This is a genomic window from Arthrobacter sp. 2762, assembly GCF_040548745.1.
Classification (GTDB): Bacteria; Actinomycetota; Actinomycetes; order Actinomycetales; family Micrococcaceae; genus Arthrobacter.
Map to the genome: position 1 here is coordinate 138,832 of NZ_JBEPSI010000001.1, position 20,356 is coordinate 159,187.

At 58.0% G+C, this 20,356-nt stretch carries 24 protein-coding genes; 10 read left to right on the forward strand and 14 right to left on the reverse strand.

The annotated features are described in order from the left end of the window. From ABIE18_RS00675 to ABIE18_RS00685, 3 genes are read left to right on the forward strand one after another with little or no spacing between them, the layout of a single operon-like run. Positions 1–378 carry a hypothetical protein gene (locus ABIE18_RS00675; protein ID WP_499720713.1) on the forward strand — a complete coding sequence of 126 codons (378 nt, stop codon included), beginning with the start codon at positions 1–3 and terminating at the stop codon, positions 376–378. A gap of 17 nt (positions 379–395) precedes the next feature. Further along, entirely contained in the window at positions 396–2,024 is a 1,629-nt protein-coding gene (locus ABIE18_RS00680) for an SGNH/GDSL hydrolase family protein (protein WP_499720714.1), read from the forward strand. Beyond that, a complete protein-coding gene (locus ABIE18_RS00685) occupies positions 2,024–2,722 on the forward strand; it encodes a hypothetical protein (RefSeq protein ID WP_499720715.1) in 699 nt (232 codons plus the stop codon). Before ABIE18_RS00680 ends, ABIE18_RS00685 begins: the two co-directional genes overlap by 1 nt. A 207-nt stretch (positions 2,723–2,929) precedes the next feature. Here ABIE18_RS00685 and ABIE18_RS00690 read toward each other — a convergent pair whose 3' ends face one another. Both ABIE18_RS00690 and ABIE18_RS00695 read right to left on the reverse strand, forming a co-directional pair. Beyond that, a complete protein-coding gene (locus ABIE18_RS00690) occupies positions 2,930–3,616 on the reverse strand; it encodes a hypothetical protein (protein WP_499720716.1) in 687 nt (228 codons plus the stop codon). Between the two features lie 155 nt (positions 3,617–3,771). Next, positions 3,772–4,317: a hypothetical protein gene (locus tag ABIE18_RS00695; RefSeq protein WP_499720717.1), complete on the reverse strand. Its 546-nt coding sequence runs from the start codon at positions 4,315–4,317 to the stop codon at positions 3,772–3,774. A gap of 287 nt (positions 4,318–4,604) precedes the next feature. Between ABIE18_RS00695 and ABIE18_RS00700 the strand changes: the two genes are divergently transcribed. Beyond that, positions 4,605–5,027 carry a DUF7793 family protein gene (locus ABIE18_RS00700; RefSeq protein ID WP_499720718.1) on the forward strand — a complete coding sequence of 141 codons (423 nt, stop codon included), beginning with the start codon at positions 4,605–4,607 and terminating at the stop codon, positions 5,025–5,027. Between the two features lie 26 nt (positions 5,028–5,053). Here the strand turns inward: ABIE18_RS00700 and ABIE18_RS00705 are convergent, their stop codons facing one another. Further along, positions 5,054–5,290 (reverse strand): helix-turn-helix domain-containing protein, encoded by a 237-nt coding sequence (locus ABIE18_RS00705; protein ID WP_499720719.1) that lies wholly within the window; start codon positions 5,288–5,290, stop codon positions 5,054–5,056. A 488-nt stretch (positions 5,291–5,778) separates the two neighbouring features. Here ABIE18_RS00705 and ABIE18_RS00710 point away from each other — a divergent pair, with 488 nt between their 5' ends. The 3 genes from ABIE18_RS00710 (at position 5,779) to ABIE18_RS00720 (ending at position 8,126) form a co-directional block, all read left to right on the forward strand. Next, positions 5,779–5,970 carry a transcriptional regulator gene (locus tag ABIE18_RS00710; protein ID WP_499720720.1) on the forward strand — a complete coding sequence of 64 codons (192 nt, stop codon included), beginning with the start codon at positions 5,779–5,781 and terminating at the stop codon, positions 5,968–5,970. Positions 5,971–6,084: 114 nt separating this feature from the next. Further along, the gene (locus tag ABIE18_RS00715) at positions 6,085–6,399 is read left to right on the forward strand and encodes a hypothetical protein (protein WP_499720721.1); all 315 of its coding nucleotides are present in this window, start codon (positions 6,085–6,087) and stop codon (positions 6,397–6,399) included. Between the two features lie 287 nt (positions 6,400–6,686). Next, positions 6,687–8,126, forward strand: coding sequence for a hypothetical protein (locus ABIE18_RS00720; RefSeq protein WP_499720722.1), 1,440 nt, complete (start codon positions 6,687–6,689; stop codon positions 8,124–8,126). Positions 8,127–8,173: 47 nt separating this feature from the next. Here the strand turns inward: ABIE18_RS00720 and ABIE18_RS00725 are convergent, their stop codons facing one another. The 5 genes from ABIE18_RS00725 to ABIE18_RS00745 all read right to left on the reverse strand — a co-directional run bounded on the left by ABIE18_RS00725 (position 8,174) and on the right by ABIE18_RS00745 (position 12,282). Beyond that, positions 8,174–9,103 carry an SEC-C domain-containing protein gene (locus tag ABIE18_RS00725; protein WP_499720723.1) on the reverse strand — a complete coding sequence of 310 codons (930 nt, stop codon included), beginning with the start codon at positions 9,101–9,103 and terminating at the stop codon, positions 8,174–8,176. A gap of 136 nt (positions 9,104–9,239) precedes the next feature. After that, positions 9,240–9,842: a tyrosine-type recombinase/integrase gene (locus ABIE18_RS00730; RefSeq protein WP_499721359.1), complete on the reverse strand. Its 603-nt coding sequence runs from the start codon at positions 9,840–9,842 to the stop codon at positions 9,240–9,242. Between the two features lie 473 nt (positions 9,843–10,315). After that, the gene (locus ABIE18_RS00735) at positions 10,316–10,924 is read right to left on the reverse strand and encodes a hypothetical protein (protein ID WP_499720724.1); all 609 of its coding nucleotides are present in this window, start codon (positions 10,922–10,924) and stop codon (positions 10,316–10,318) included. 147 nt (positions 10,925–11,071) lie between these two features. Beyond that, positions 11,072–11,650, reverse strand: a complete 579-nt coding sequence (locus ABIE18_RS00740) for a GNAT family N-acetyltransferase (protein ID WP_499720725.1) — start codon at positions 11,648–11,650, stop codon at positions 11,072–11,074. Positions 11,651–11,655: 5 nt separating this feature from the next. Further along, positions 11,656–12,282: a Panacea domain-containing protein gene (locus ABIE18_RS00745; protein WP_499720726.1), complete on the reverse strand. Its 627-nt coding sequence runs from the start codon at positions 12,280–12,282 to the stop codon at positions 11,656–11,658. A 199-nt stretch (positions 12,283–12,481) separates the two neighbouring features. Between ABIE18_RS00745 and ABIE18_RS00750 the strand changes: the two genes are divergently transcribed. Further along, positions 12,482–12,742, forward strand: coding sequence for a hypothetical protein (locus tag ABIE18_RS00750; protein ID WP_499720727.1), 261 nt, complete (start codon positions 12,482–12,484; stop codon positions 12,740–12,742). Positions 12,743–12,763: 21 nt separating this feature from the next. On the opposite strand, the gene ABIE18_RS00755 is transcribed toward ABIE18_RS00750, so the two are convergent. Continuing rightward, entirely contained in the window at positions 12,764–13,021 is a 258-nt protein-coding gene (locus ABIE18_RS00755) for a helix-turn-helix domain-containing protein (protein ID WP_499720728.1), read from the reverse strand. A 73-nt stretch (positions 13,022–13,094) separates the two neighbouring features. Here ABIE18_RS00755 and ABIE18_RS00760 point away from each other — a divergent pair, with 73 nt between their 5' ends. Both ABIE18_RS00760 and ABIE18_RS00765 read left to right on the forward strand, forming a co-directional pair. Then, positions 13,095–13,640, forward strand: coding sequence for a hypothetical protein (locus tag ABIE18_RS00760; RefSeq protein WP_499720729.1), 546 nt, complete (start codon positions 13,095–13,097; stop codon positions 13,638–13,640). A 683-nt stretch (positions 13,641–14,323) separates the two neighbouring features. Beyond that, entirely contained in the window at positions 14,324–15,295 is a 972-nt protein-coding gene (locus ABIE18_RS00765; protein ID WP_499720730.1) for a hypothetical protein, read from the forward strand. Positions 15,296–15,435: 140 nt separating this feature from the next. Here ABIE18_RS00765 and ABIE18_RS00770 read toward each other — a convergent pair whose 3' ends face one another. From ABIE18_RS00770 to ABIE18_RS00790, 5 genes are read right to left on the reverse strand one after another with little or no spacing between them, the layout of a single operon-like run. Continuing rightward, positions 15,436–16,287 carry a phosphotransferase gene (locus ABIE18_RS00770; RefSeq protein WP_499720731.1) on the reverse strand — a complete coding sequence of 284 codons (852 nt, stop codon included), beginning with the start codon at positions 16,285–16,287 and terminating at the stop codon, positions 15,436–15,438. Positions 16,288–16,304: 17 nt separating this feature from the next. Further along, positions 16,305–17,531, reverse strand: a complete 1,227-nt coding sequence (locus ABIE18_RS00775) for a beta-ketoacyl-[acyl-carrier-protein] synthase family protein (RefSeq protein ID WP_499720732.1) — start codon at positions 17,529–17,531, stop codon at positions 16,305–16,307. Then, positions 17,528–18,640, reverse strand: a complete 1,113-nt coding sequence (locus tag ABIE18_RS00780; protein WP_499720733.1) for a beta-ketoacyl synthase N-terminal-like domain-containing protein — start codon at positions 18,638–18,640, stop codon at positions 17,528–17,530. Before ABIE18_RS00780 ends, ABIE18_RS00775 begins: the two co-directional genes overlap by 4 nt. Next, complete coding sequence (fabZ, locus tag ABIE18_RS00785; protein ID WP_499720734.1) at positions 18,637–19,176, reverse strand: 3-hydroxyacyl-ACP dehydratase FabZ; 540 nt, start codon at positions 19,174–19,176, stop codon at positions 18,637–18,639. The genes ABIE18_RS00780 and fabZ overlap by 4 nt, the downstream gene beginning before the upstream one ends. Beyond that, the gene (locus ABIE18_RS00790) at positions 19,173–20,318 is read right to left on the reverse strand and encodes an ABC transporter permease (RefSeq protein WP_499720735.1); all 1,146 of its coding nucleotides are present in this window, start codon (positions 20,316–20,318) and stop codon (positions 19,173–19,175) included. Before ABIE18_RS00790 ends, fabZ begins: the two co-directional genes overlap by 4 nt. Positions 20,319–20,356: the final 38 nt, after the last annotated feature.

Genomic DNA, 20,356 nt, shown 5'->3' on the forward strand with positions numbered 1-20,356 from the left:
ATGGGATCTCTCAATCCTGACACTCTGGCGGCCCTTGCCGACCTCGGCCCAGTAACCCTCTGGTTGCTCGCGGTGGGCTTCTTCAGCCCTTTGGTGATCGCCGTCATTCAACAGTCCCGGTGGTCCGTACGGAAGCAATCCATCGTGGCGTTCCTGTTCTACGTTGCCGTGGCCGCGATAACCGCATGGCTGGCAGGCATCTTCAACACCGCCGGAATTATCGTCGCCATCCTCGTCATCTTCATCACCGCAGGAAACAGCTACAAGCTGCTGTGGAAACCGACAGGCGTGGCACCGGCCATCCAGGCGGCTACTCCCATCGGGAACACGAACGCAGCCCAAGATGCCGTCCGCCGCGAGCCCGAACACCGCGCCTAAATACCTTTGGAGGGTAAGTGACTGACTACGTCCACGATCAAGTGTTGCTGGCTGACGCGGCCAGCTTCACCCGGGCACCCAACTCAAGCGTCACAGCCTATGACGCCGACGACGCATCCAACAGCACACCGCTTACCCTCAAGGACTTGAATGGGTTGACGATGTCCAACCCTATGGTGTCCAGCTCGGATGCTTTCACGCCCGCGTTTGTGACGACGTCACCGCTGGTCAAGCTTGTCGGCGGTGGACTGGCTGTCATCTCGGCGAGCTACAAGGGCGTAAGGGACGAAGCCGTTGCCGCCAAGGACGCAGCACTGGCGGCTGCTGCCGACGCTGCCGAAGCTGCCGAACTTGCCCAAGCCCCTACAGACGCGCAAGTGGACGCTGGCCTGGCGCGGGCGAACATCCCAGCCCAGGTTGCTGCTGTCGTGCCCGGCCTTGTGGGTGCCGAGGTTGGCCCGTTGGTGCCACCTCTCGTGGCGCAAGCGATTGCTACGGACCTTTCAGTTGTTACTGCGGCCGCGAACGCCGCACAATCCACCGTTGGCATTGTGAAGGCCGGCGACTCCCGACTCCTGGACCCCGGAGATGTTCCCGGCGTCCTCTTCGGCGTGGTGGGCAGCGACGACAAGCAGACGACCCTCATGGTTGGGCTCGACGGCGACTTGACACCTCATGCGGCGTCCCGCGTGGGCAAGTCGGTTGGCGTGCAGGACGTGGAACTGGATTCTGGCGAGAAGTTCGTGGTGGTCGACGCAAACGACAGGGTCATCTTCGCTGACACATCCGCGCCCGGCGCTGGCACATCCATTTTCCCTGCGCTTGATTGGGCGCACTGGGGCGATTCCATGACTGACAACGCGGTGACGGGCGTTGATGCGTGGGTCAATAAGCTCTCTGCCCTCACTGGCAAGAACCACTTCAACGGTGGTTGGTATCAGCAGACGGCAGCGCAGATCTCCGCGAGGCAAGGTGGACAGCCTCCACTGGTAACAGTGGCCGGCAACGTGACAGCGTCCAGCGGCAACTCGGTTGTCACGTCCATCATCAACAAGCCTGTCTTGCAGTCGGGCACCCGAACCGTACCGGGCACACTGGCGGGCGTCCCCGGTGTTATCCGGGAACTGACAGCCGGCAATGTCACTTTCACGCCTGACTTCAGCGGCACGTACCCCATTCCTGCCAAGTCGGTATTCACGCCAACGAACGGGTTGAACTACCGCAACCGAATCGTCACTATCTGGTCGGGCCGGAACGATGTCACGTCCAGCACGCCCATCACATTGGTTCTCGCGTCAATCCGGGCCGCGATTGACTACCTTTCCCCCAATGTGAAGCGCGTAATCGTCATGGAAGTCGTGCCGGCGCAGTTCGATTCGGCCGACCAGAAGACATACCTCGCAGCACTCAACGCGGCCATCAAGTCAGCATTCCCTGAGTTCTGGCTGGACATCGCATCCTATCTCCGGACCCAGGCAGCGGCCGACGCTGCGGGGATCACCTTCACAACCCAGGACAACACGGACATCGCTAACGGGCTTACCCCGACGTCGTTCCGCATGGACTCCACCCACATCAATGCTGCCGGGTGCACCGCTGTTGCGGCCCGCGTTTACCAAGAAGCACAGAATCGAGGCTGGCTGTAATGTCGAAACTCATCACCGCTGTCGGGGCGGTAGCATCGTCCACGGCCCCGCGTGTCATCCGAACCCCGGGAGTCAGCGGCTATGCTGCCCGGTTCATCGCGAACCACCTTGACGCCCCGGATGGTTCAATCGTGAGTTCGTGGAACTCTGTGGCTGGCTCCGTCCCGACGACGCTCGCGAACGTGGGCGGTACCCCAGCCGTTACGTTGGGTACTGAGAATGGTATCCGGCACCTGTACTCGCCGGGCGACTCGCTGAATGGCGGCCGCCTTCTCAACTCGGTGCACACCACGCAGCGGCCTATGACCATCGCCGCAGTGTTCAAGTCCTCGGCGAATGTCGTCAACGTGGCAGGCATGACCGGAACCACCGTAGGCCGCAACTCGTCCGGCTTCTACCAAGGCACCTCCGGCAGCGCCACGGCCACCACTGTCAACCATGACGGCTGGGTGTTCATGATGGTTGCACAAGCGGCTGACGCCGGGTTCTCGTTCATTCTTCGGGCAGACGGGACTGAAGTCGCTGATCCTTCCGGCGTAACCGCTGCGGGAACCTTTGGCGGCCTCTACTTTGGCGCTAGCGCCGCCGGCCAGGCATCTTACATCCGTGAGCTGATCTACTGGCCCACGCAGTTGAACTTGGCTGACCGGGACAAGGTTCATGCCTACATGAAGTCCCGCTACCCGGAGCTCCTCTAAGCACGGTTCCAGTTGTTCAATAAAAGAAGGATGATTTAGCTATGGCAAAGAACATTGAGCTGAGCCAAGAACAGATCGACGCAGCCGAAATAGCGGTGGGCAATTTGTTTAAAGCCCCAGCGTACGAGGACTCGCTTCTTTCGTTGCACCATGACTACTCGGAGGATTCCGGCCCGGTCACTTTACTCCAAGTCATTGAGGCTGTGGCTACTGCGGTGGCTGTGAAATGTGAGTAGTTCCTCGCTTGTCTATTTCGATCTGCCAGCGCTCCACTGCGGTCTCCATAATGATGAACAGGCATGTCCAATAACTCTCCAGGTACCTCCGCTTGGCGGGTTCCATGACGTGTTCCGACGGTTCCCCGTAGCAGTAAAAGTGGATGGCGTCATTTGGGTCCACGATGAAGTCGTTGCGCAGATGGTCAATTGTGACACCGTCACCGCTGCCTGTGACTCCGTCAATGTCAACGTCAACGCTAGGACGAAGTTCGTCAGCCGTGCGGTACTCCCGTGTGATCTGCAGCTTGTCAGTCCACTTCGTAACCTCGGGGGCATCCCACGCCGAATGCTGGAAAGCGTGCGCGTAATGGTCGCGGACTTTGCATAGGTCCTGCACTTCCTGCCAGACAGCCGCGTCCATAATGCCAAGCGCAGCCGCCATGTGTATCTTCGACGCGATGTTCCGCAGAACGGCGCCGGAATAGTCATGGTTAAGAAGCTTGTACTCAACGGCGGGGTCGGCCTGAAGCCGGTGCGCGATAGCCATGCCAAGCGCCGTGTCCAGGTACGCCATGGATAGGAGCGTCAATTCGGCCGCCGGCTTGTTCTCAAGGTCATTGACGCGTTCCGAGAACTCCAGAAGTTCAGGTAGTGGCGGCTTTGGCGATCTCGACATCAATTATCCCATTTCTCTCAACGAAATCGGCGGGGCAGCCGCGCCGAAGTCACATAAATAGCATTAATACTGCAGCAAAGCGCTCCAGCCGTCACCGCACACAATGCCCCCACCTCCTTCGGGAGAGTGGGGACCTTTTGTCGTTCACGGGAACTCTACTTGGCGGTTATTCCAGAGAAAATGACAGGCAGGATCCCAGACGATGGGCCGCTTGGGTTCACCTCCACTGTGAGCGCAGAACCAGCCGGGGCCCAATATGTGTCAGCAACCTTCACTACAGAACCGGGCGTTATCTGCTTGGGTAGTTCCGTGTGAGTGGTCCCGCCCTGATAAAGAGTTGGCTGCTTGGCCTTGTACTTATCTGCACCATAGAACACGTTCAAGGGAACGGCTTGCAGCGTCGCTGCCTCAGTACCCAAGTTGCGGTATTCAAGCTGGACCACGACGGGGACCATGTCAGCTTGCGGGTCACTTCCGATCTCCGAGGCCTCGGCTATCCGAGTCCCGACAAAGGTCACCTCAATGCCGTTCGAAGTCGTGGCGGACTTTGACTTGGCAACGTCCACTTCCACCGGCGCGGGAGTTGGCGTAGCTGTTTCGCTGATTGCAGATGGCGGAGCTGAAACCTCAGAGGAGGCGTTCGGGGCCGAACATGACGTGGCGAGCAGAACAATTGCAAGCGGTGTGAGTAGGCGTTTCAAAGGGACCCCCAAAAGACTAAGAATGCTGCCGTCGTGTGTTTAGTTTCGACCCATAAGCGTCCACCTGGCTACAGCGAAGCTATCGCGTGCATGTGGGCAGGCGCGATTCCACCTGTGAATGAGGCCGCCGGCGGGGGCCACTTGGTCGCGCCGGCGGCTGAAGGATGGACCTGCTGGACAACTAGGCTGATGCCCTCCAAGCGGGCGTCAAGGAGGTGCGCCGCTCCCGGAGAGGCCACAAGGAAGATTGTGCGTCCAATCCAAAACCATGCCAGCCAAGTGTCGCCATGACGCGTAAGACCGCTGCGGTACTGGCTAAACGTTGGAGGTGCAGGGTGAAAAAGGTCGTTTTGGACGACTGCGAGGTCCTACTTGACGGCGGTCGCTTTCTGCATCTCGCGTGGAATAAGGGAGTCCGCATCGAAGCTGACAACGCTCGCGCTGCGATGGAGGCTGTAAACAAGCTTGCAGAAGGCCAGACGTACCCACTACTGGTTGACATGACTTCCACGGGATTCCTCAGTCACGAAGCCCGGAAAGTCTTCGCCCAACCCTGTGCCGCTTCCAAAATCGCACTGCTTGGTGCCGGCCCGGTTGACCGCATACTGGTTGAGTACCAGCTTCGCACTGGACCCCTCTCTTGCCCGACACGATTCTTCATTTCCAAAGCTGAGGCTTCAGCGTGGCTTCTACAGTCCGGAAATGACTAAGACAGCCTCGATAGATCCGCCCCGAGTTACTCTTCCTCCAGGCTCCCCGCAGTGATACCCTCGCTGACTTGCCGGTACGCGTCCTGAATGAACTCTTCGAGGTCCTGACGACCGATCCGCCAGACGTTGCGGCCCCCGATTTGGATACCTTTCAGCTGGCCCGTCTTCAGCATGCTGCGGATCTGGACCTCGCTGGTGGCTAACTCCCCGGCGACTTGCTCAATGGTAAGGAAACGCGGCGTCGGCTTCTCAATTTCAGGCATACAAACAAGCTACCAATGTGCAAGCATGCAGACGGACCTCATAAGATTTTGGTATCCGCAAAAATTGCTCTCTGGAACGGCGTCCTCATAAACGGACTTCGAACTCGTGTGGGCGAACCGAGTTACCACCATCCGTCCCGGATTCCCACAGCTTTCGTTCAGCGTGCCCTGTCAACGTAAGCATGTGACAACTGAACTGCGCCCGGGATCGGGCGACAAACTTGCTGACATACATCAGTTCGCCGAAGACCTCAAAGCCTCGGATAACCCCCATGAGGTTGTGATCGGGCTTAGCCTCACGCTCATACTAAAAGGCAAAAATAGGTAGGGCCCGGTAAGGGTTTACCTTTTCAGATAGATCTTGTCGTGGCTGTCCCTAACAACTAGGGAGTAGCGGGCTGCGAGCGTTAGCGGAAAAGCTAGTGCTCCCCCTACGAATACTCCAGACCGGCACTTGGAACATGTCGCGTGCGCATAGGATTGCTCGCATGACGCAACTAACCGCGATTTGCACACCAGACGATAACGGGTGGACCGTGGAGGTCCCGGAAATCGACGGCTTGCATACGCAGCTGCCCCAATTCGGGCAGTTAGCGGCTAAGGTCCGCGATGCGGCCTCACTCATCACCCACCAACCGGTAGCAGACTTCGAAGTCAAGATCGTCGTTCGCCAGGAGTGATTTCCTGAGATCTCTCCTGCCGGCGGCCGTCAGTCTGGATCACGGCATGGTCTGCATGGTGTGTTCTCTTCCTAGTCACGTGATTCTGTCGTACCAGGACTGCATCATGAATGCATGAGTCACTACAACGCGTCCGAGTTCGAAGCGGCGGCACTTGCCGGACACTGGCGTGCGGCTGCAGCTGTTCTGTCTCGGGTGAACGTGAAGCCTGAAGTCCTCGCCGGCCTAATGACCGATGACGCGCACTTGGAGGTTGTCCTCGGCGTGCTTGCGTGTCCAGACCTGACAGCGGATCACCTCGCGTGGGCCGCCGCGTTCGATAACGCGCAGATCCTCGGACGCGTGGTTTCCAACCCGAAGACACCCGCGTCCTTGGTGCGGGAAATCCAGCAGCATGCCGGCTCAAGGGATGGGGAAGTCTGCGGGTAGGGAGACGCAGGGAGTTTTCAGGGAACAAACTTCCTGCTGTCAACGCCCGGTTACAGCCAGCATGTGCATTAGTGCGGCTATGATCAACTTTGGCATTCGGGAACCACTGAGGCAGTACTGCGATTGGACAATGGGGCATGGAAGCGCCTGGAAAAGAATTGTGGAGTCGGTTAGTCGAGTACTTGGGTGCGCCTCTAGTTCGCTACATGCTCTCATCCACCAACGTCTGGGACTTCGATAACCTGACTAACAGACAGAGGAGCACGGCAGCTAGTATCGCCGTCGCGATGAGTAACCAGCCCCTCTGGGAGTGGGATCCTGTAAGGCGCAGTCAGCACATCGTCACGCTCTTCTGCACCTATTCAGCAGAATGGGGCAGGACCCCTGCTTCGGAATTCCACATCTACTCGGGCGGCAAGAAACCCGACACCCGCGCTGACGATCCCGCTGAAAACGCGCTCTTAGAGCTCGCCGCTGACGTGTACCCTACATTCTTATTGCCGGTAGGAAACAAGTCTGTCTGGTCGGCACACGTTGCAGAACATCCACAACTGAAACGGGTGCACTCCCTCTTATTCCAGCCGGAAGAGCCCATTATGCAGCTTTTCCCGAACGCTGATTTTGTCTCACACAATCCAGGGGACCCGCCTCCCGATTGGCTCTCCACGCCTTCGATGGTCTTCTTCAACGATGGGTCTGGCACTAGCTTCCAATTCGCGATGGTCGTTAGGTCCATCCTCGCCGCGGCCAGCGGGGCTTGGGACGCCGGCAAATGCGGGGTAGATGCCTATCTGGGGTCGGTCCGCCAGATGCTTGCGGTAGCACGCAAACTCGCAATCGGTGAGGATGCCGTGGTACCTGCGATCATTGGTTGCTATAACACAGCCATTGTCGGGGGTGTTCACGAGATCAAGTTTTCTCAGGGAAGGCTCAGGCGGGTCACCCCGGCAGAAACCACGCACCTCGATGGAGTAACTGCCGGCACAGTCGTGTTCGAGATGCCTGTGACCCTACGAAGGATCCGTGAACGGGCTGGAACGGCCGCCGTTGACAGCTTTCGAGCGCAGGTAAATGTACCTTTTAAGCTCGCCCAGATGGCTGCCATTCTCTCATCCGGGCCGGAGGAGACGCAGGCTATCGGCAAAAGCTTTGAATCATGGCCTAATCCTCTGGAAAGCGAAAGCCAAGTATTACCCAACGGCTCACCCCAACCGAATCATTTCGCCCCGTCAAGGGCTCTGCAACAGACCGACGAAACGATAATGCAGCATTGGGGTGACACATTTGCCCGCGTACAGTCCGCGTGGACTAAAGGGCAGGCAAAGCAATTCCATAAGGCTCAGGAGCGGTTGCTGTCCGGCGCGACGGAACGGCATACAAGACTCGACGCTTTGATAGACGCCGTCGTCGTCTGGGAAACCCTATTTGGAGGGAAGGGAGAAACCTCACTACGAGTCTGCGCCGCCCTGGCCCACCTTCTTGTCCCGAATGACCCGATCGGACGATTCGACTTCTTTGGTGAAGTCAAGAAGCTGTACGACAAGCGGAGCAACGCGGTACATGGAAGTGACCACTCCCCTAACCTTGCCGTTTCAGGTGCCGACAGGGACAAGGCTGTGCACATAGCCATCTCCGCCTGGTGCAGAACTCTGGAGTCCCCGCACTTGCTTCAGTGCGCGGACGCAATCGCGCGTAGTAATCGGCTAATTATGGGACTCACCGACTGATTCACGCCTAGTCAAGGGTAGGGAGGTTCGGTCTCATGGCCTCACGATTATGAGTTGCGTGCGACAGGTGCTTTCGCCTTGGATGGGACTTTGCCGTGGCACCGCCGATACTGCATTCCGCTGCCACACGGGCACGGCTGTCGTTTCGGGACATCTGTGATGAAGCCTGTACCGGGGCTGACCTGCTCGACCGTCGGCTGGAACATCATCATGATTTCACCAGCGGAGTCCACTTGAATGCTGTCAAACATGTGGATGGCGCGAACCTCTTCGAAGGAGTGATAGCTCCCTTCTGGTTCCATGTATGGGCGAATGATGACCGAATTGGCGCGTGTTCCTACAGTTGGGAAGGCCCGTGACTGACCCGGGAGCAAATTAAGCATTGAGTCCGTCACGGCGGAGGCGGGTACGCCTTTGTCTAGCCGGCCTCGAAGCTCTTCCACCTGAGTCTGAGGAAGAGCTTGATATGCGCCTACCCGTTGAATTACCGTCGGCCATTCACCAACTGGTGACAAGAACGTGTTCTTGAACTCCGGCCATGGGGCCGCGTGGTCAGCGACACCCCAGTCCTGAAAGTTCGTGATGAGCCACTGAAACGGGCCCCGGTATCGGGCGTCCCCGTCCAGCGTAAATCCTGTGATGACGATACTCAGCCGGGCGTGGACCCCGGCTTGTCGAGCCTCCCGCTTCTTCCACTTCTCAGTGATTAGTTCTCGAAACTTTTCAAAGGTTGCGTCGATTTGATGGTTGGACGCCAGCAGTGCTGCTTCCATCAGTTCCATGAGGACTTGGTTAGTAGGCTGCCGGCCGAATCTGGCCAACCCCGTATATCCCATCACAACCTGCCAGGAAGGCGTTTGAATGTAGATGACCTTGGTTTCGTCTTCGGTGAAGATTCCACCGTCAGCGGTTGTCAGACGCCTATCGGAAAGCTGCACGATAAAGTCGGGGTTGGCCGCAACCGTTATCAACGTCAAGTAAAGGCTCATTTCTCGGGCCGGCTTGGAGGACCCCGCAGAGCCCGGTTGGCTTGCGTCCCCATGGAAGTGCGTAAGAGAAGGCCCCAACCTGATCTGAACAAGCCCGGAGCCTTCTCGCGTCAATGAGTTTACCTCAGCCGAGCGCATCCGCCGCCGCTGCGTCTGATGCCTTGGACAGCCTCGCATAGACGCGAAGTGTGGTCTGTGGGTCTTCATGTCCTAGTCGGGCCTGTACGACGCGCACAGGCACATTGGCCTCCAACAGGTGCGTGGTGTGAGCGTGCCGGATCTCGTGAATCCATGGCTTACGGTCCAGGCTGCCATCGGCCAACATCTCAACCATGAGCGGCTGCCACACTTCCTTGTGGAAGCGTGAGTTCCGGATGTACTGGCCATCAGGTTGCTGGAATACGAACTCATCCAGCCCGAGCGGCTTCATGTGCTCAACAAGGTCCTTGGTGCGCGCAGCATTGCAGGTCACTGTTCGCTTGGCCTTCTTGGTCTTGGGCGGCCCGATCTCTTCGCCCTTGCCGACAGACTTCCATGCGCGCTCGACGCGGACAGCTGCACGTCCTTGGCGGATGTTGATGTCGCGCTTTCGGAGTGCGGTGATGCTGAGCCTCTGGTCTCCACGAAGGGACTTCCGTCGACGGGAGGACGAGATGAAGGCAACCTGGAAGAGTTCATCGGTAGCTTGTGCTTCGAGGACGACGGCGCAGTGATCATCGCACTTGATGACACTCTGGAACTGGCTCGCCGGCTAGCGCGTAGCGACCAAAGGAAGATCCAAAAACACTTGGACGCTGAGCTAGAGAAGGCGTCCGAGGAGCACATAGAAGAGGTCGCATTAGGCAGAGTCGGCTACAAGAGGTGGACATGGAACGGATCATCCACTCGGCCGCGCATAGAAGACTCCACCGAAGCGGCGGCCATCATCAGAGGATGGCTCGGCGCTTCACAGGTTCAAGAATGGAACGAAATACAAGCTCTGCGCGCAGAGGTTGCCCGGCTCAGCTCAATCATCAGCAAAGCATCTCGCGTACTTCAAGACCAGGGCCTAACCCGTGACGCGGCCAGCATCCGCCGGCTCCACGGACTGACCCGGCTACCCGGTTCCGCCGCTCAAGTCCTACTACGAGATGACGCGCTCGATGACGACAGTTATCGAGCCGGACTGATGCGGGCGAGTTGATTTGCACCCCTGCCGGCTTAACTACTCCTGAGGTGACGAGCTGCCCAGCGGCTAAATGCTCGGGCCAGCACCCTAGGTCCGCGGGGCGCAGGAGGGGTGGGTGAGAGATGCGCGATGAGAGCATTGCGGGCATCACCATAACTTTGGGTGTAACGGCGACTAACAGGGCGCGCTTTCTCTGTGTAACCGTTGATTGCGGCAAGCAGGACATTACTGCTTTCAGCCACCTCTCGCGCCAGCCAATAGGTCTTTGAATCCGCCGTCAAACGAATGTAGTCCAGCACAATTCTTGCCTCCACATACTCTGGCTTTGCCTTCGCTAGGCTCGGTTCATTCATCTTCTTGCGCACGGCCGCGATCGTTTCATTCGTGTTGTCGTCACCGCCGTTTCGTCGTGCATAGCGGTAGACATCCATGTATGCGAGGCGGATTGCATCAGTGTGTCTCAGCAGTTCCACGGTTTTTTCGTTCAGATGCCTTCGTTTCTGCTCCCGGTGGGAAAAGGAGTTGAAGGCGAGGCCGATGGTCGCACCAAAGAGGGTCCCAACAAAACCTATGACAGCGGGCATGTAGTCCGGTTGGGGAGAGCCTTGGGCGGCAGCCAGGAAAATTTCAGCGGCGATCACTCAGTCGATTCTGCCCGATGCCGTGAGGGCCATGGCGGTTCGCCACACAGTGGATCTCCGGCACACCTCTTTTTGACAGCACCGCAGGTGCCGCCCAGAGAGTCACCTACTCCAAGGGTGGGCTCTATACGTCGTTTGTGATGGACGTCAGCTTGCCTGTGACAGGGAATCCTCGGCAGTGTCCGGGCGGGAATTTTCATTCCAATAATCCTGGATCGCGGATGATTTAAGGTACATCAGCGTAGTCGGGCTGTCAGCAGCGGCGGTCGGGGAACATTTGAAGCCAAAACGTTCGTAGTAACCAACGAGCCAATCTTCTTTGGCATGAAGGCAAAGAAACTTGCTGGTTGTCAGAGTGCACAGATCCAAGTACTTCTCGAAGGCCAAGTCCATCAAGAGGCTTCCGATGCCATTGCCCTTGACGCTTAGATCAGTGGCGAAGCGGCCGAGCAACTGCGAGTGCAGTCCCCCCTGGTTGACGCCTCCGCGGTCCTTCTTGACGACATCTTCAACGGCAAGCGTGTACGGCGACAGGCTGAAGAACCCACGGACAGAACCCTCGCCGCATACAAGTGCGTGAACTCTAGACAAGTCGCGCTTCTGATTGTTCAGCGCGGTGTGTTTCAGCCAGTCATTCATGGACTCAAGGCCACAGTCGAAGTTTTCGAACGAATGTGACTCGTCAAGAAGGCACAAACGTAGCCTGCCAATAGCATCTATGTCCATGCGTACTAGGTGACAGTAAGGAATCTGCGTCGCAGTTCACGTGCTGACGCAGCATGCCCAGCAGGAATTTCAGATTCAGAATTTTCCATCTCCCGCAGAGACTCCAAAGTCATTGAGGTCACTCTACGATCCGGCAGAAACGAAAGAATCGGCACGTTGACTGATCTAGGAAGGTCGTAGACCGCAGACGCCTTAGATTGGAAGTGCTCAACGATGCTGTCCGCATCGAGTTCACTGCGCTTCGCTCCCGCAGGACGTGACGTCCAAGCGGCAAGCCAAGGCTTCTCGAGGTGGGTCATTTCTACCAGGTCCCACTTGCTGAACTTCCCGTAGGACATCCAGACGGCGTCGACAACAGCTTCAGCGTAAGGGTCGGTTAGCTCAAGAGGGCGCTGAGCATACGACTCTAAATAGTCCGCTGACACTGTCTCCATGCTGTAGTGCGCTGAGAGTAGGGGGGACACAACCGGGCCCTTTGGCATCGCAAAAAACTGCTCGCTGAACAGCTTCTCGCCCGTAAGGTGGCCATACCAGCCGAAGGAATAGAACACGAGTTTCTGCAGCTTCAAAGTGTTCAATGAGTCTTTAGACGCGTGACGAAGCATGCTAGAGGCGACATCAAAAACAGTCATATACAACCCTCCCCCTACTTTGTGGAACAACCCCGACCGGTTATCCACAGGGTATGAGTTAACTATAGACGATGAGCCCGGGCACATCGTTTTACAGAAACCCTGAGATGAGTGTCGCCCTGATCTTGGGATGCTGGTGGAGCTTTTTCGGCCCTAAGGAGTACAACAGAACTACGAGCAGCAAGGAACGCATAGGAGCGTGATGGCCATGATGGGCGGCGAAATAGAGGACCGGCACACCTGCCGCGGGGTTGAGTACATTCTCAAGCGGCAGGATGATTCATCAAAGGAATGGCAGGTCTACCGCCTGCCGAGCGGGACCCAAGTAGCCAGCATTCTTGACGACAACCAGAAGTACAGGTCCTTCACAGCCTGGCCCTCTCCTGAAAGGAGGGCGTCCAGCCCGAAGGAATGCGAAACCCTCACGGAGGCGTTCCATTACGCGGCGGAGCATTTTTGAGTGGCTCCCAGAGCATCACCATCAGGTTGCCCCATTCGCCTCAGACAGTCTACGGAGCGCGGCAGTGACGCGGTCCTTGTCGTATCCAGAAGAACCCAGACTGTTGCCTTCGATGGACCGGGCTATCTCGTCTTGCTGCGCCGGCGAGAAGCGGTACAGGCGCCCAATACGATCGCAAGGCCACACGCCATCCATGACTTTGCGGCGCACAGTGTGATCACTGAGCCTGTACTTGGCGGCCATTTCTTGGGCAGTGAGGTACGGACGTTCTTCAGCCATAGGCCGATCCTACTCAGCCACTGAGCAGGCCCTCGGACTTCCTGACAAATCTGTCCGAAAGTACCCTTGGCCCATGACTATTCCGAAACTCGCTCTTACCTGGGAAGAAGCAGCAGAGGCGTGCGGCTATAGCGTCCGAACCCTCAAGGATCAGGTGTCCAGAGGTAACTTGCTGGCCCGTTACGCCAACACCAAGGGCGTGATCCGCGTCGAAGACTTGGCCCAATGGTTAGATGACCTGCCGGCAGAACCGAAGGCCGGACACCGGCCCGTGAGCTCCCTTGAAGAACCGGAGCTTCTCCCCAAAAGAGGGGAAAACTCTTCCGTTAGCCATCAAAAGGGTGTCACTACAAATGACGCCCATGCCAATGATGACCTTGGTACTACCGACCCCAACCCAAAGCCCATGTTCCGCACTCCGGAAGAAGTGGCGCCCGAGCTCGGCTTAGCTAAGTCCGCTGTCCGTGACTATGCCCGGGCTTCTGGCATTCACACTCGAGTCGGCAAGCGCATCATGCTCCATCAAGACGACATAAACAAGCTCGTCGTGTGGATCCGCGAGCACAAAGCGAAAGGCGACCGCTGGTGGGAAGAGCCGGAAAAGGATCCGTTCGCCTGAGGGCGCAAGGCCATGACCGTCATGACCTTTTCACGGTTGACCTTGAATAAGTCTTGCATTCGGCCCTTGCGAGCGATTTCAATCCGACCCCATATTGAAATTTGTAAGGGTCGGATTTGGAATCGTCCACCTCTTCATGAGCTGACATCGGAAGGGAGCGATTCGAGCCAGGCGTCTAGCTCAGCTGCCCGGATGACTGGCTTGCTGCCGATGTACTTCACGGCTATGGTCGCCACGTTGTACGGGCTCTTGGACAGCGGGCGGATGCTTCAGGAAAAGGTAAACGCGAGCTTAGTGGCATGACATGAGTAACAGTCAGTGTGTGGATGACTTGGCATGCGTATCAGTCTCGCAGACCTTGGTGGGCACATTTTGGGCACATTTTGGGCACATCGCCCATGATTTCAAGTGATATCAGGTGATGTAAATCCGCGTGGTTTCAAGGATCATACTGCTAGGCGTGTTGTGGGAGAGGTTTCAAATCCCACCGTCACCGCCACTTTGAAAGGCCCTGCTTCCCTTTGTTTGTAAGGGATGCGGGGCCTTTTGCTTTGGTCGGACTGGGCCCGTGGCAAGGAATTGAGGAGCCCAACACCGTCCCTTCCTCGACCCAAGGGTGCCGGGCGGGGACTTTGGCGACTTCTTCAAGTTGATGTTGGCAAGCCACCCGAATAGCGTTGGAAATGGAAGCCCGTCGGTCCCCCATCGGCGGGCTTCTTCAGGTGGTGCGCCGTCTGGTCGGAGTAGGACCGGCTGCGGTGGCTGCCGTCATACAGGCCAGCGATCCATTTGTCCTCCGCATGGACGGGCGCTTGATGATGGAGACTCCAGCTGGCCTGGCTGTACTGTCGGGATGGCTACTCGTCCTTCACCTGATTGACCGCAAGTGGGACCGCACACGCTTGTGGCTTGAACTAAGCGCCGGGTTGGTCTTCGGGCTGGCAATCGTCACCAAAGACATGACTGCTGTGTTCACTGTCGTCCCACTCGTGGCCGCCACGCTCTGGCGTAGAACCGTTCCACTGCTTACAGCTCTGCGAATCCTCGTCGTTTCCGCCGTGCCCTATTTGATCTATCTAGGCGTGATGGCAGCAAACGGCCTGCTTCCGCAGTTCATCGAACAAAAGCCGGTGGGCGTTCTAAGAATGGTGGGAGCCGTTCAAATGACCGGCTTCAATTCATTTCCGGGCGTGAACCTGACAGAACGGCTTATAGACATGGCTGGCCGGTTCGGCACCAGCTATCTGCTCCTGGGGCTATCGATTCTGGCCGGTGCCGTGGCCGCCACCTCACAGGTGACGAATCGGCGCGTCATTGGCTTGTCTTCGCTTTTCACAGGTTTCGTGGGCATCTATTCAGTGTTCTTTGGGGCGGCAGAAGAACAATTTGGATACTGCGTAGTACTTGCAGCCCTGGTTTCAACGCCGGTGGCCGTGGCAATGTTGGTCTCATGGCGACCCCGACTTCGCCTGGTTATTGCTTCCGCCGTGGCAGTTCTCAGTTTCGGTTTGGGCATACAGGCAAGGTCTGTGGTGGACGACCGGCTTGTCCGCGCCCGGGATTGGATGAATGCAGAACTTCCCGGATCCGCCAAGGTGGGGTTGACGTCGGTATCCGGTGAATTCGCACTAATGCCACACGAAGGTTGGAGGTAGCAAGACCACGCAAAGCTGGACGCAGCGGTCGCCGGGGGGGGGACGATCCTGCCACCCATAAATGGCGGGTATCGGTAGAGGATGCGGGCGGGAGACTGAATCTACTATGTGCCGTTCTCCCAGCCAACGAGTGACGTCACCTAGAACCTGGCCAGCGCATCACGAAGCATTCGGTTGCCCTGTTCCTCAAACCGTTGGTCGCTGGCCTGGTACGCCCACGCAGCGGTGGCGACGGCCTCGCGCAGCAGCGCAACATTCCAAACCTCGCCGTCTCTGGGATCTGAACCGTACCCCTCAAAAAAGGCAGTCTCCAAATGAGGATGGGAGCGCCATTGCTGCACGGCCAGGCGACAGAAGTCAGTGGCGGCTGGCCTGAACTCGTAGCGGCCAAAGTCGATGATCCTCAGCTCGGTGCCGTCCATTAGCCAGTTGCGTGGTTGCCAGTCACCGTGGGTCGGGACGAGCACCATAGGCTTCGGCTCATATGCGGCGAGTATGGCCTGGACTTTCTCAACGTTAGAGCTTTCGATGCGATGGGGCGTGCTCAGCCAAGACAACGTTTTGGAGGCGGCTGCCGCCTCATAGTCTGGGTCAGTCTGCTCGGCTTGCTCGTGAAACGCACGCATTAGACGCCCGGCTTGCTGATACGTTTCCGTGTCATATTCAGCTTCGGTGCCCTCCACGAGGGAGCCTTCGAGATACTCGGTCATCAAGATGTTCATGGAACGATCCGATTGAACGAGCTTAGGAGCACGGTTCTGCAGGGCCCACACATTCACTGAGGACTCGTGAGCTTGTATCTCACGTCCTATGTGGTGGTTCAAAGACCCCGCGGCTTTGACTATGTATTTGTGGTGCTCGTCCGCTACCTCAAGGACCGCCGTATCAATGAGATTCCAGGAGAGGTCCTTGAGGAGGCGAACACCTGGCAGCCAGCTTTCTACAAGTCCGGCCTGGCTCGCACTCAGCCGGTGACGGTGCCAGGTTTCCATTCCAGAAGACTAACGTCTCAGCAGTCGGTCCACCTCCCCGATCGGCCCGCGTATGCCGCGAACGCAATGCTGGCTCCGTGCCCTCCGAAAGCAAAGGAGTTGGAAAGCGCCGTACTTATTGCTTCGTCAGGCGATCCATTTTGGACAAAGTCCAGGCGCGCATCCAGCGATGAAGCCGTGTGTGCTGTCGGCGGTACAAAGCCTTGATACAGGGCGAGGACCGTGGCGATGGCTTCGATTGCTCCAGCGGACGATAATCCATGCCCTATTTGTGACTTCAGCGAGCTGATGGGAATGTTGGGGAGCCTGTCGCCGAAGATCTTCCACAGCGCCTCTGCTTCGACAGGATCGTTCAGAGCCGTGCCGGTGCCGTGCGCGTTGACATAGTCAATGTCGCCAGGAACGAGGCCGGCGTCTTCGAGGCAGCGCCTCATGGCATGGATTGCCCCATCACCAGTTGCTGCTGGTGCGGTCATATGATGGGCATCATTGGCGAGTCCGTAACCAAGGACCTCCGCGTAGACACGGGCACCGCGGTCTTTGGCAGCGGACTCAGACTCCAAAATCAGGACAGCGGCGTTTTCGCCCAACACGGTGCCATGGCGTTCCTGGTCCGTAGCGAACGGCCTGCACTGCTCACCGAGGGCGCCGATGCTGGCGAACCCGCCATAGATCAGTTCCGTGAGGGTATCCAAGCCCCCTGCTATAACGCGATCAACCCTGCCTGCTCGGATAAGGTCCAGACCTAGACCGATCGCGTTGGTCCCAGCGGCGCATGCTGTAACCACCGCCAGGGACGGTCCGTCGATTTGCCAACGATCCACGATTGCGCGGCCGCCGCATTCGCACATGGATCGCATAACGGATTCAAGATCTATGGGGTGACCGTTCGTTTGCTGCCACAACGCGGTGCTGATCTCATCTGATCCAAGCGTCGTTCCGAGAACAACAGCTGTCCGGTTTCGGAACAGATCAGAATTGATCGCGCTGTCCGCTACGGCTTCGGCCGCCGCGGTCTGCAGGATGCGTGAGGGCCGGGACCCTTGATATGAGGCAGTTTCAGGAGTTTCCGCAATCTCGGAGGCGCTGTCGATACCGTATTTCGAACCGTCAAACCGCTTCACGGTAGCAAAGGTAGTATCGCCGTTGCGAATTCCCGTAACCAACTTCTCCAGCCCCGTTCCGAACGGGGTCACGCAGCCAACCCCGGTAACTACAACCTTGACTTTGGTTTTTCGGGTCATGGTTTAGCTCCTTGTAAAGCGTCGACGTTTTGGTCGGTAATACTGCGGAAGAGGGCAGCAGAAGATTGCCCGCGCGTGGAATCGTGCCCTGTAACAAGTACGGATGTCTGTCCGGCGCCGTTGCGCTTGGCGTCCTGGAGGACGACCGTGGCCAAAAGAGTGTGAAGCGCGTTGGACGCGGCGAACATCTCACCTGTGAAGTCTTTCGGCCAGAGTGCCGTGATGATGCCGTGGCGTCTGACGATAGCCTCTTCCCGTTCGCGAAGGAGCGTTCCCGGCCATCCCGATCCGATGAGCCAGTCGACGCCGCCTGTAGCCTCGGTGAGGACAGAAGCCACTGCGCGATCCAGCCCCTCGCCGGAAAACGCCGACGCTCCCTCCAAGCGGAACCTGAGATCGGACGAGACGTCCACTGCGACAACTTCCGCTGAAGCCGTTGCACCGCGGCGGGTTGCCGTGTATTCATCCTCAAGGACGAGGAACGCCGCCCCGTCGCCAAAGGCCGGAATTACTTCGTCTGCGCCTGCGTCCGTGAGGGCCTGCGCGTAGATTGGGGTGACCTCATCCGCGCCCCCAACAACCAGTCTCTTCGCCCGGCCGGCGTTGAGCATGTCGTAGGCGTACATCAGGCTTCCCACACCACCGAGGGTTGAGCTCGGGCCCCTCAAACCGAAGGCTATCGCGGCTTGTCCCGAGGCGGCATTCGCGACAACGTTGGGAAAGCGAAGTGGCGAGATCTCCGGTTCTTCACTGAAAATACCTCCGAGAATCTGGCTTACCGCTCCTGCAGACCCGAATCCCGTATCGAGCATCAGTCCCGTTTCATCTGAGTCAAAAACCAGTTGCCCTTGCGTCGGCGATTGGTTGAGCAGCCCCCCATCCATCAAAGCCATCCCCACGGCTGTAGTCGTCATTTTGCTGATTTGGTCCATCTTCCTCAGCAAGGATCGCGGAACCCCGGTCGAAGCACGCTTGTTGTCCATCTGGTGTACTTGGAGGCCGCCGATTGCACTGCCCGGCGCCGTGGGGGAACTTGCCCCAGAAAGGATCTCTTCCAGCGTGTATGGGGCGCCGGTGAGATACCCGATGCCGGTTACAAGGACTGTCATTTTTCTGTCACTCCCCTGTGGGTGCCTTCTTCATCTGAGCCGACCCCCGCCGTGCTGTTGTCCAGCGACGAGTCGGCGGCTGGAACCATGACTGTGTGAGTTGTGAAATCGGCTTGCGCGCAGGGGTGCCCGTCAATAGTTACCCGTACGGTGTATTTGTTGATGGATCCGAGCGAGCCGGCACGCCGCGCCTCCATGCGAAGCAAGTCACCCGGCACGGCCTCCCGGATGAACTTCACGGCGTCGATTCTGGCCAAGCGAGCGGAAACCATTACCTCATCCAGCGGATTGAGGAACCGCCCCGTTTGCGCCATGGCTTCCAAAAGGATCACGCCGGGAAGGACGGCCCTCTCCGGAAAGTGGCCGGTGAACCATGGTTCCGTTTGGGTAACGGCCTTGATGGCGACTACCCGATCCTCATCAATGGATTCCACCCGGTCAATAAGGAGAAACGGGTGCTTGTGTGGGAAATAGTCCCCCACCCTTAACTGGCTGGGATCAAACCCTGTAGCGGGGGCCGCTGTTCCGATGGTCATCGTTCCTCGAATCGAAAGCGGGACAGCCCGACGAGGAAGAAGGCCGCGGCGAAGCCAACAAGAACGAGGATATTCTCTGAGACAGCCGCGACGTCAGCGCCCTTGATGATGATGTTTTGATAGGCGGACATGGCCCAGCCCTGTGGTGTTGCCAGCGCGATGTTCTGCATGAAGCCAGGCATCAAGGAGAGAGGAACGTAGCATCCTGCGACGGTGGCCAGCGTAAACACCAGGAGAGTCGCCATTCCCGTCGCTTGTGCCTGTGTCTTGCTGAGTGCGGTGATCATGAGCCCGAAGCCATTGGCGGCAGCAACCGCCGCGCAAGTTACAAGGAACAAGGCAAGGGGGTTGCCCAGGTTCATACCGAAGAAGAGCTTGCCGACAGCGAAGATCACCACGACCTGGACGAAGCCGATGAGAATGTTCGGAAGGAGTTTTCCCAGGAGAACCGAATAGCGGCGGACAGGGCTTGTCAGCAGGCGTCGCAGTGTGCCCCGTTCGCGTTCCATGAACATGTATTGGGCAATCGTAGACGCGATGAAAAACAGGAAAGCGACTGTGAATCCGGGAATGTATTGCTCGGACGCGGAGGGCTCGATCGCTGCCTCGTCACTGCCAGCTTGGCTCTCGGTGATTGCGAATTTCCCGGCCGCTGATGCCGCAGCTGCCTGGTCTTGCAGCGTTGATGGCCCCGAGACCGCGATTCCCTGTTGAAGCGCGCTGTTTTGCTCACCGAGGCTGTGGGCGGCAATGTATGCCGAGATCTGCCCGAAGAGGAGCTTTGCATTGGAAAGTTGGGTGGGGTCTTCGAAGAATTCGAGCGAGCTTCCGTCATCGGACAGGACGACCGCACCCAGTGCCTTGCTTGTCTCCACTTGCTCCCTTGCGTCCGTGAGGGACTGGCGCTGCCAGGTGATGCCAGGGATGCTCTCGATGGTTTTCGCGAGAGGCTCCGCAGCTGCGCTTGGGGCTACAAGAGGGACAGACACAGGAGAGCTGCTCTTCCCACCACCGAAGACGCCGCCCAGGGCGAGGGTAAGGACCACGCTGAACATGATCGGCAGAACGAGGAGGTTGATATAAGTGCCGCGGTCCTTTGTCAGGATCAGCAGGTCTTTCCAGAACACGTTGAGGGTTTTCACCGCGTGAAAGCCTTTCGGAAGGGGAAATGGGGGCAAGA